Genomic DNA, 10,501 nt, shown 5'->3' with positions numbered 1-10,501 from the left:
CAGGCGGGCCACCTGGCCCCGGCAGGCCGAGCAGTGCCCGCAGCGTTCGGGTGCACGGTCGTCGCCGAACCATTCGGCGAGCCGTCGGCTCAGGCAGCCGTCGCTTTCGAACAGGGCCAGCATGGCGTTCAAGCGCTCGATCTCGGCCTGCTCCTTGTCGCGGAAGTAGGCGTGCAGCTCGTCGGTCAGGGCCGCCGGATCGAGGTCGTCGCGCAGCACGTCGTAGACCTCGGTCATCTGCTTGCTCTCGAGCGTCATCCAGCCCTGGGCGACGAAGTAGTCCAGGGCGGTGAGGACCCGGCGGCGTTCGGTGTTCAGACCCCGCTCCCTGCCGAGGCGGTCGAGTGCCTCGAAATCCAGAGTGAACCAGGTGCGGGCGCGTTGAGAGGCGTCGACGATGGCCTGGACGAAGGCGCGACGCTCTCCCTCGAAGCGTGCCACCAGAACTTCGGGTTCGTCGTGCAGACGGAAACGGTACTCGGCGAAGTAGCTGTAGCGTGGCGCGATGATGCCGCGCAGCTCCAGTTGGACCAGCAGGGTCTTGAGGGGCAGCGGGCGGATGTCGCTGTGTTGGGAGAGCGCGTTGAGTACCAACTCCCACTGACGCGTGGTGCCGGCCTGGGCAGCACCGATCAACTCATCGATCACCCGACGAATGCCATGCGGCTCCGGGGTGTCGCCGTAGACGAAGTTCTCCAGCACGCTGACGTGATCGCGCCCGGCCAGCATCAGGCAATCGGAGGGTTGCCCATCGCGGCCGGCCCGTCCGATCTCCTGACTGTAGTTCTCGATCGATTTGGGCAGGTCGAAGTGCACCACGTTGCGAATGTCCGCCTTGTCGATGCCCATACCGAACGCGATGGTGGCAACGATGCAGGGCGTATGGCCGGCCATGAATTCGCGCTGTATGCGTTCGCGCGTATCGCCGTCGAGCCCGGCATGGTAGGCGATGGCGGCAAGGCCCGCCTTGCTCAGGTAGGCGGCCAGTCGCTCCGCCGTCTGCTGCAGGGTGACGTAGACGATGGTGGGTTGGGGCGGCTCGGCGCCAAGCCTGGAGCGCAGCCACTCGACCAGTTGACGTGGACGCGCATCGGCCGCCACCGGTGCCACTTCCAGGTTGAGGTTGGGGCGATAGAAGCCGGTCGCGGTCACGTCGCCCGTGGCGATGTCGAAGCGCTCGCGCATGTCGGCGATCACTCGGGGGGTGGCCGTGGCGGTCAGCAGCAGCACTTGGCCAATGCCGAACTCCCGGCGGTACTGGGGCAGCTTGAGATAATCGGGCCGGAAATTGTGTCCCCACTCGGAGATGCAGTGGGCCTCGTCCACCACCATCAAAGAGATCGGCACGCGGCGGATGAAGGCACGGAAGCGCTCGTTCTTGAGCCGCTCCACCGAGATCATCAGAATGCGAATCTCGCCGCGCGCGACCCCCTCCATCACCGCCGCCGCTTGCTCGCGGCTCTGGCCCGAATCGATGCTGGCGGCGGCGATGCCGTGGCGCTGAAGGAAGGCTAGCTGGTCCTGCATCAGCGCCAGAAGCGGGGAGATCACCAGGGTCAGGTGGGGGAGCAACAGGGCGGGCAACTGGTAGCAAAGCGACTTGCCCGAGCCGGTAGGGAAGATTGCCGCCGCCGAGCGGCCGGCCACGACCGCGTCGATCACCGGGCGCTGGCCGGGGCGGAAGTCGTCATAGCCGAAGACCTGCTGTAACGTCTGCTCAATCATCCAGGCACTCCCTGCGCGATTTATTGTGTGTCTTGAAGGCGGAGGCCATGGCGACCACCGAACGGCATCGTACATTCTCGCATATCGTCGGCTTCGACGACTCGCCGTTCGCGCGCGAGCATCGCGGCGACGTAACGATCGTCGGCACCGTCTTCTCGGGGTTGCGCCTGGAAGGCGTGCTCTGCGGCAAGGTGCGCCGCGATGGCGTCAACAGCACCCGCGAGCTGATTCGCCTGGCGGGAGCCTCGCGCTTCGCGGGGCATCTTCAGCTCGTCATGTTGCAGGGAATCGCACTGGCGGGTTTCAACGTGGTGGACGTGCCGCGCCTGCATGCGGCGCTGGGCCTGCCGGTGCTGGTGGTGGCGCGCCGGGCGCCGCGCCGCGAAGCCATACGTCGGGCGTTGCTCGAGCATGTTACCGGCGGGGCGCGCAAGTGGTCGCTGATCGAGCGGCTGGACGAGATGGAGCCGCTCGCGGGCGTCTACGTGCAGCGCATGGGGCTCAGTCGCGAGGAGGCCGAACGCGTGATTCGCGCCACCACGCCCAACGGCAGCATCCCCGAGCCCCTGCGCGTGGCGCATTTGATAGCTGGCGGCGTGACGACCGGCGAAAGCTCCGGAAGGGTCTAGGCCTAAAGACTCTAGGCATAAGGACTCATGTTCGAGCTACTTCATGGTCAAGCGACTCCATGACCAAGCTTCTACACTGCCAGCAGGAAAATTGAGAACGGTCGGATCGCACTGTGTATGGCAGAAGGAGGAGCCGATGCACCTCACTCCCCGGAACATCACGCTGCAGGCCGATGACGTCACTCTGGAAGGCGACCTCATCCAGCCCGACGGTGCCACCGGCATCGTGGTCTTCGCTCACGGCAGCGGCAGCAGTCGCTTCAGCTCGCGCAACCGACAGGTAGCGCAATACCTGGCCGAACAGGGGCTGGCCACGCTGCTGTTCGACCTGCTCACACCGCAAGAGAACGAGATTGACATGCGTACGCGGGAGCTGCGCTTCGACATTCCGCTGATCGGTTCGCGCATGACGGCGGCGGTCGGCTGGGTGGCCACCGCCGATGCCACCCGTCATCTTTCCATTGGCCTGTTTGGCGCCAGTACCGGCGCGGCTGCGGCGCTGATTGCCGCCGCCGAGCGACCCGAACAGGTGCGCGCGGTGGTGTCGCGTGGCGGCAGGCCGGACCTCGCCGGACGCCACCTGGCCGATGTCAAGGTGCCGACGCTGTTGCTGGTCGGCGGGCGCGACGAACCGGTCATTGAGCTCAACGATCAGGCACGGCGGCAGATGACCGACGCCGACTGCGAACTGGTCATCGTGCCCGGCGCGACGCATCTGTTCGAGGAGCCGGGCGCGCTCGAGAAGGTCCAGCAGCATGCGGTGCGCTTCTTCCAGCAATATCTCCAGGGCGGGGAGGGATAGCGCCATAGCGTGGAATGCCGCGTCTCCAGTCTTGCCATGACCCGGCCGCCCGGGCTTGGCATAATGGCGCTTTTGTTCGCGGGGATGACCGATGACCGCCTGGAGCAAGCTGTTGATCGCCACGACGCGGCTGATCGACTTGCATGACAGCGCCCACGAGCCCGGCTCACCCTTCGTGCAGGTGAGCCAGGAGCAGCGGCGCGGCCTGCGCGACGGCTACTGGCTCGACCTCGGCTGCCTGCTGCTCGACTACCTGCTCGACGAGGACTTCGCCACCAACAGCGCCTTCGTGTCGCAGGCACGCTGCCTCAACCACCTGCGCGAGAGCTATCCCGGGCTGCCTCACGATGACCTGAGCTTCGTCGTCAACCTGCTCTCGACGCCGAGCGAGCTTCACTTTCGTCAGGCGTCTCCGAACCCGGACGCGCGTCAGCCAGTCCAGGACCCCGAATCGAGCCTTGACGCGCGCAGCCGGCGCAGCACCAAGCGTACGGCGCTGATCGAGAAGCAGGGCCAGACCGGCCAGGTGCGCCTCACGCCGAGTGGCCGCCAGGCGGTGACACTCGCCAGCCAGGTCGAGGACCTGCTCTATTCCGAGTACGACGCCGCCAAGGTGCTGGCGGCGCTGGCCCGCGGCGATTTCGCGCGCATTCCGGACATCACCAACCAGATCCTGTTGGCGATCCGCGCCCTGACCCAGGAGCTGCGCCGGGTACGCGAGAATCCCACCCGCGAGGGCAAGCTCTCCGCGCTGCTCGACAATGAGCGGCACTATCACAACGCCTTGACCAACATCCAGCAGACGCTGCTCGATGCCCGCGCTCAACTCGCCACGCCGCGCCTGATGGAGCGCTTCGACACCTGGTGTGGGAGCCAGGCCGAGGAGTGGGACCTGCGCATGCTGGCCAGCGCTCTCGGGCGGGTGCTCACCGCCATCGAGAACCTGTCGCGGCGACTCTCCGAACTGCTCGCCGACATCGCAGAGGGCCGCATTCATGCCATGGGCGTGATCGACTTCCAGGACCTGGCGCGACAACTGCTCGTCGAGCCGCCGGCGCCCGCACTTCGCGACGCCGTGGTGAAGCGCATGATGCCTCTCCACGCGCAGGTGGCCATACCCCGGCTGGCGCCGTTGATCCCGCTGCTCGAAAGCCGCCGTGCCGAGGCCAGTCCGGCGGCGCTGGTCTTCGACGAGCAGCAGGACGCTGCCCCCGAGGATCCGCTGCTGGCGCGTTTTCTCGAAGCGCGCGGCCCGGCGCTGCGCGAGCGTATCCAGCGTGCGCCGCTGTCGCTGCCCGAGGCCCTGGCTGAAGGCTGGCACCGCTTCGAGGAGGGCGACTGCCTGGCGCAGTTACTTAACACCTTCGTCGACACGGAGCTGCTCGATCCGGGCCTGACCGTGGGCATCGAGGCGCGAGCCTTCGAAATGACCCTTGCCGATGGGCGCCGTATCGAAGGTGCCGTGACTCCCGCGCTTGGCTTTTTCCAGGCGCCGCTCTCCAAGGCGCCCGAAGCTGCGTCGCCGCTTCGTCAAGCGTCGGCCGCGCCAAATAACGCTACACCCCGAATCGATCAGGACGAGCGCGTATGAACATGACCGAGATGGGCGAAGTGGTCGCCTACCTGCTGCGCTACCGCAGCGCCGAACGCACGCCCAGCGGCGGACGCAAGCGCCGTGCCGCCCGCGAGGGGCAGCTCTCAGAGCGCGACGTCTGCGCGCTGATCGACGATGCCAGCGAGGCCGAGCGCGAAGCGCTACGCGACTTCCTGGCGGGGCAGGGCCTGAGACTCAAGACCTTCGAAGCGGGCGACTACCCGGGCATCGCGCCGGGTTCGCGCTACTACGCTCTATTGCCCGACCCGGAGCTGGAGCAGCCGCCCCTCTACACCCGCGAACCGGTATTCGAGGCGCTCAAGCTGCGCCAGGAGAGTCGTGCCGAACTGGCCCAGTGGTACCTGCAGCTGTGGCTGCTGATGCACACGCTGCTCTATACCCGCTACAACCGAGCACTGTCCGACGTCAGCCGCTATCAGGAGGCGACCTTCGCCGGCGCCGAGCTGGTCGAGCTGATGCGCGAGCAGCTCGAGACGCTGCGTGCACTGGGCGAGGAGGCGCCGGAGGCTAGCCGGGTGCTGCTCGAGGAGCGCGGTGAGGATATCAGCCGCCGGGTACGTGCCTTCATCGACCTGCAGGTTCGCGCCGGCCTGCTCGAGGGGCTGCGTGATGGCGCCGACACCCCCGGCGATGAGGACGCCGGCGAAGTGTGGCAGCAGACCCTGCTCGGCGCACTGGAGAGCGAGCAGGTCGGCATTCACCAGCTCGGCCACCTGAAGGCGCTGGCCCAGGGCCGCATGGCGGATGACGTCCGCGACGAACCCGTCCACGAGGAGTCCCAGGCATGAGCGTGATCAACCGCATCGAGGTCGCCAACCTGCTCAACAAGCACGGTGACGTCGCCTCGCCCTGGGACGCCAAGATGCGTCACGTGCTGCTCGACCTGCGCGGCCAGTCGAGCGCCATCAGCATGGAGAACGGCTTCGGCAAGACCACGCTCGCCGAGGCGTTGATCGGCCTGCTCTCGCGCGACCGCACGCTGCTCTCGCGCACACGGCGCAAGTGCTCGCCCTCGGCCGTGGGCGGCGCGGCACGCAGTTGGAGCCATCTACGGGTGGAGTTCCGTTCGCGTAGCGGGCTCGAACGCCAGGACGACATGCTCGCCGCCGCCGGCGAAGAGGTCGCAGGCGAGACCTTCGTGTTCGGTTTTTACGGCTACAGCGATGGCAGCGGGCTCTCATTCTATCACTACGCCGGGCGTCTCGAGGACGTGCCGGTGCACCACATGACGCTCGACGGCAAGCTGGCGCTCTACGCCAACCGCGACGTCAAGGCGGCCATGGGCGAGCGCGGCGTACGTTTGACCCACAACCGCGAGGAGTGGCTCGAGGCGGTGGGCGCCCACGTTTCGCGCCGCGAACTGGCCCAGCTGGCGGCCTTCCAGAAGGAGGGTGGCGCCGACAAGAGTCAGATCTTCAACGCCATCAAGCCGCGCGCCGGGGAGAAGGCAGATCAGGCGTTCTTCTTCGAGGTGCTGGCGCCCGAGATCCTCTCCGGCGCGACTCGCGGCGAGACCGACGAGAGCGAGGAGCTGATCGAGGAGGTGATCCTCAACTCCGGCACCAACATCACCGAGCTGCGCCACCGCCTGGAGGAGGCCGAGAGCGACCAGCGCCGCGCCAGCGACAAGGTGGTACGGCTGGCCGAGCTACGTGAACAGGGCGAGACGCTGCGCGACGCCCGGGCTCGGCTCGATGAGCTCGACCAGGGCCTGGCCGCCAGCGAGGCGCTGTTGGGCGGCCAGGCCCTGCTCGGCCTGCCTGGTGTACCCAAGCCGCCGCGGGAGGAAGGTGACGAGGCCGGCACAGGGGCGTTGGCCGAGGGCTTCGCCTGGGCGTCAGGCGATACCGGGCGGCCGCGCGTTTCCACCTGGCTGCTGGCCAAGCTCTCGGGCCTCTCCGAGCGCGCCGTACGCCAGGCATTGTCGGAGCGCGGCGCCCGCGTCGACGTCCATCGTCGCCTGATCCACCTGCCCGAGGCCGAGTGGCCGCTCAATCGCGAGGTGGGGCACGTCAGCTTCAGGGCCGCCCGCGAGTGGCTGGCCGAGAGTCACGCCATCGACGACGACAGCGCTCGCTCGCGGGCGCTGGACGCCCTGGATGACGGTGCCGAAGCCTTCGAGCGCCTGGATGCCAACCGCTTCCGCGAGGAGGTGATCGGCGACGGCGTTTATCTCGACGAGCTGAGTCGCGAGCTGGAAACGCTGGACGACCGATTCGACCATCTCGACAAGGAGCGCGAGCGGCTGGAGTCCCAGCAGCGCGATTTCGTCGACAACCAGAGCTTCTATACCCAGGCACTGGCCGAAGGGCTGTTCGACGAGGCGGAGCTGGAGGCGCCGGAAGCCAGCGCCGAGGCCGCCAAGCGCGAGGCCGACGAAGGCCGTCGCGCCCTCAACGCCCACCTGGGGCGCATCGGCGAGTGCAAGCAGGTGGCCGCCCTGCACGACGCCTTTCGCCGCGAGCACCCGGGCATCGCTCCCGCCGAGCGCCTCGAGGAGAAGCAGGAACGCGAGGCCGAGCTCGTCGAGACCCTTGAGGAGCTGACGCGCCGGCGAGACGAGAGCATCGCCGCCTTCGAGGGTGCGCGCACCGAACGCGAGCGGCTCAATGGCGAACGCGAGCGGCTGAGCGGCGAGCAGGGGCTGTTGGCCCGCGGCCAGGCGCCCTGGCGGGCGTTCGTCGAAGGCTGGCCCGGCGAGAACGTCACCGGCTTCTGGTCGCGGCGCAAGACCGAGCTCGCCGAGTTCGAGGCGAACTGCCGCGCCGCCGAGCAGGGGCGCCAGGACGCCGAGCGTGCCCTGTCACGCCTGGCGCCACTGGCGGAGGCGGCGGGGCGCTACCACGAGCTGCACGGCGACGACGAGCCGGTGCACCTGCGTGGCCGGCTGCGCGACCGCGAGCGCGAGCTGAGCGAGGAGCGCCGCCGGCTGACCGACGACGAGACCCGACTGCGCGAGCTGCACCGGGCGCGGCTCGACTTCGCCGAGCGCAGCGAGATCGCCCCCGAACGCTGGCTGTCCGACGCCCGGCGCCGCTACCCGCGTCTGCTGCGCGAGGCCGAAACCCTCGATGCCGACATCGCCGCTCGCGAGCGCTACTTGGAGAGTCTGGCCGGCGATCCGCTGGAGCGTCGCGCCGTGGAGGCCGAGGCACATCGCCACCTGGACGAGGCCGGCATCGCCTGGCAGCCGCTGCACGCCGTGCTCAATGCCGGCCGCTTCGCGCCGGAGCGGCGCCGCGACTGGCTGGTGCAGGCGGCGGGCGTGCTGTTCGCCCCTGTCGTCGATGGGCCCCAGGCGGCCGAATCAGCCGCCGTCGCGCTGATCGAGGCGGGCCTGGCGCTGCCGGTATTCGAGGCCGGGTCGCTCGGCGAACTGTTGGACGCCGGCGCACCGCCGCTGGGCGCCGTGGCCGGCGTCGAGACCCTGGCGGTCAAGGCCGCACTCGATCCTAGCTATCTGGAGGCGCTGCGCGAAGCCACCGAGACGCGCCTGGCCGCCGACCGCGAACGGCAGAAGGCGCTGATCGCCGAGTGCGAGCGACTCGATCCCCACGGCGAACTGTTCGCCCTGGCACTGCGCGCCCGCGAGGCCGACGCGGCGGATGTCGAAACGGCGCTGGAGGCGCTGGCCGAACGACAGGCCGCCCTGGCCATGCGCGAGGCCGAGCTGGCCCCGCGCCTGACCGATGCGGCGCTCGCCTGCATCGACGATTACCAGCGCTTCCTCCAGGAAGGGGGCGAGTTCGCTCGGCAGGAAGCCGCCGAGGCCAAGCTCGAGGCCGAGACGACGCTGGCCGAACTCGCGCCCGAGCGTGAACGGGCCGCCCGTGAGATCGAGGCCCACGGTGCCACCTGGCTCGCCGCCGAACAGTTCAGTGATGCCGGCGGCGTCGAGCGACTGCAGGCGCTGGAAGCACGGCTCGCCGAATTGGAACGCCACCTGGCCGAAGCCGACGCACGCCTTGGGGAGGCGGCCGAGCGCAAGGAGGACCTGACCCGGCGCCATGCCGAGACCGAGATCCAGCTGCGTGGCGTCTTCACCGACGGCGAGCGCGATCGGCTGCGTGCCCTGGCGCGGTTCGAGGCCGAGGGCGGCGTGGACTTCATGGCCAGCGCCGCCGAGGTCCAGAAAACGCTGGAGGCGGCGTTGGCGCGGGCTACCCGGCGCGCCGACTTCGACTTCGGCCGCATTCGTGCCTACCTTGACGTGCGCGACGCGGCCGGCGGCAGTCAGAAACTCGAGCGCGAGATCGCCCGGGTCAAGCGCGAGCTTGGCGAGACCCGCGATGCCCGCAAGACGCGGACGACGGAACGCGATGCCCTCGAGGCGAAGCTAGCCGAGCAGCGCCGGGCGCTGGCGCTGGTCGATCAGCTCGCGGTGGAGTGGCTGCGGGCGCTGCGTGAATTGCCGGTGGGTTGGCCGCGCCGGCTGGCGGCACTGGTGGACCTGAACGAGGCCAGCCGCTGGCCTGCCGAGGACACCCAGCACGAGGCGCGCAATGCCGCGCTCGAGGCATGGCATGGCGCGGCCGACGAGAGCGAACTGGATATCGAGGCGCTCGAGGCCTGTCAGCAGACGCTGCTCGACGCCTTGGGCGAACTCAACCTGGGCGAGCAGGCGCGCAACCGCGACCGCCAGGCCCGGCAGGTGGAGGCGAGCGAGCGCAAGCTTGCCGACTCGCTGGCCGAGGCGGCCCACAGCCGCCTGTTCAGCGACACCGAGCGTGCCCGTCTCGGAGGGCTCGGCCATGCCGACGGAGCGCCGGCCAGCGTTGCGGCGCTGGACGACCTGGCCAACCTGCACGATCAGCTCGCCGGCCAGCTCGACGACCACCGCGTGCGGGTCGAGCGGCTGCACGCTTCGCGCGAGCAGATCGAGGGCACCCTGGTGGAGCGTCTCAGTTCGATCATCGCCGACGCCGCCGGCAACCTCGATATCCTCAAGCGCGTGGCCAGGAGCAGCGGCGAGGGCGGCGCCTTCTTCGAGGTCAAGGCGTCGTTGATCGGCCCCGACCAGCTGCGCGATCTGATCGCCACGCTGCTGGCCGACATCGACGAGCACCAAGCGGCCATGCGCCGCCGTGCCGAGCGCGACGGTGGCATGGTCGACGGCGAGGCGCGCCGGCGCGACGACGACCTGCTGCGCCAGATTCGCCGACGGATCTACCGCGGGCTGTTCCACGACGTCTCGATCCGCCTCAAGCACGACGCCATTCGCCCTCACGGCCGTCTGTTCTCGCTCAACGAGGAGATGTCGGAAGGGCAACGCGAGGCGGTGTCGCTGATGTGGTTGGTCAAATTGTCGGAGTTCGCCATCGAGCGCGAGCTGCGCGAATTGCCGGGACATCACCGTCGCCGCGCGCGCACCAGTCGCGAAAGCGTGATCCTGCTCGACGGGCTGTTCTCCAAGCTCTCCCATCGCCGTTTGATCCAGGACTCGCTGGAGTCGCTACGCAATACTCGCGGACGCTTCCAGATGATCGGCCTGATCCACAACCCCAACTACGAGAACGACCCCGACATCTTCCCCACCTACCTGGTGGGCAGCGTGATCGGCGGGGCCCAGGGGCAAGGCGGCCACGTGATGGTGCGCGACGGGCGAATCACCACGCCCGAGTCGCTGGGGCGCAGTCAGGGCGAGGCCAGCCTGTTCGGCATCCATGTGAGCGAGCCGGCGGAGACCTGAGTCGGATAACGGCATGGTTGGATAACGAAAGGAGGAATACC

General features: G+C 68.7%; 6 protein-coding genes. 5 read left to right on the top strand and 1 reads right to left on the bottom strand.

What is annotated here, in order from left to right; translation table 11 throughout:
• Positions 1-1,725, bottom strand: a 1,725-nt coding sequence (locus CYJ07_RS10430) for a RecQ family ATP-dependent DNA helicase (protein ID WP_104203626.1), incomplete at its 3' end; no start/stop codon positions are given.
• Between the two features lie 47 nt (positions 1,726-1,772).
• Here CYJ07_RS10430 and CYJ07_RS10425 point away from each other — a divergent pair.
• The 5 genes from CYJ07_RS10425 to CYJ07_RS10405 all read left to right on the top strand — a co-directional run bounded on the left by CYJ07_RS10425 (position 1,773) and on the right by CYJ07_RS10405 (position 10,460).
• Positions 1,773-2,354, top strand: a complete 582-nt coding sequence (locus tag CYJ07_RS10425) for an endonuclease dU (RefSeq protein WP_104203625.1) — start codon at positions 1,773-1,775, stop codon at positions 2,352-2,354.
• Positions 2,355-2,490: 136 nt separating this feature from the next.
• The gene (locus CYJ07_RS10420) at positions 2,491-3,156 is read left to right on the top strand and encodes a dienelactone hydrolase family protein (protein ID WP_104203624.1); all 666 of its coding nucleotides are present in this window, start codon (positions 2,491-2,493) and stop codon (positions 3,154-3,156) included.
• Between the two features lie 91 nt (positions 3,157-3,247).
• Positions 3,248-4,747 (top strand): hypothetical protein, encoded by a 1,500-nt coding sequence (locus tag CYJ07_RS10415; RefSeq protein ID WP_104203623.1) that lies wholly within the window; start codon positions 3,248-3,250, stop codon positions 4,745-4,747.
• Positions 4,744-5,559 (top strand): hypothetical protein, encoded by an 816-nt coding sequence (locus tag CYJ07_RS10410; protein WP_104203622.1) that lies wholly within the window; start codon positions 4,744-4,746, stop codon positions 5,557-5,559. Before CYJ07_RS10415 ends, CYJ07_RS10410 begins: the two co-directional genes overlap by 4 nt.
• Entirely contained in the window at positions 5,556-10,460 is a 4,905-nt protein-coding gene (locus CYJ07_RS10405) for a coiled-coil domain-containing protein (protein WP_104203621.1), read from the top strand. The genes CYJ07_RS10410 and CYJ07_RS10405 overlap by 4 nt, the downstream gene beginning before the upstream one ends.
• The last annotated feature ends 41 nt before the right edge of the window (positions 10,461-10,501 follow it).

The organism is Billgrantia saliphila (assembly GCF_002930105.1).
GTDB lineage: Bacteria > Pseudomonadota > Gammaproteobacteria > Pseudomonadales > Halomonadaceae > Halomonas > Halomonas saliphila.
This window is presented reverse-complemented; position numbering and strand designations above follow the sequence as displayed.